Here is a 465-nt window from a genome sequence, read left to right on the forward strand (position 1 = left end):
GGCCAGCTGCGCGCGGCTTGTCCCTTGATCGCGGCAACTTAAGACAGGCGCTGGACGCGGGGCATGAGCGGGCAAAAGCGGCAGGCCGCCCAGCTGGCGCAGCGTTTCGGCCGTCTGCATCAGGCACATGCCGATGCTCAGCGGCCGCGGCCGCCAGCGCGACTTGGGCGTGATGACCCGTTGGGTTCGCACCGGAAAGTGGAGCGGCCTGGTATTGCGGCCCTTGCCGCGCGCCTTGCCACCCCGCAGGCCGAGCCCTCCCCGCACCGGCGCGATGGCGCTGACGTACAGGCCGCGCGCCTCCACCTGACGGCGCGCGTCGGCCTCATCACGGCCGATCACGCCGTTGACTTTGGCGTCGACCAGCTTCTGCGCGCACCAGCGAGGAACCCGAGCAGCTGCAGCCGCTGACCACCGCCCTGCTGGCCGAGCACGGCCTGGCGCTGGCCAATCTGCACTGGGACG

At 71.4% G+C, this 465-nt stretch carries 1 protein-coding gene; it reads right to left on the minus strand.

The window, feature by feature from the left end; genetic code table 11:
* Positions 1-342, minus strand: a 342-nt coding sequence (locus KVP70_RS33245) for a hypothetical protein (RefSeq protein ID WP_217946712.1), incomplete at its 3' end; no start/stop codon positions are given.
* Between the last annotated feature and the right edge of the window lie 123 nt (positions 343-465).

Source organism: Duganella violaceipulchra, from assembly GCF_019166075.1.
GTDB lineage: Bacteria > Pseudomonadota > Gammaproteobacteria > Burkholderiales > Burkholderiaceae_D > Rugamonas > Rugamonas violaceipulchra.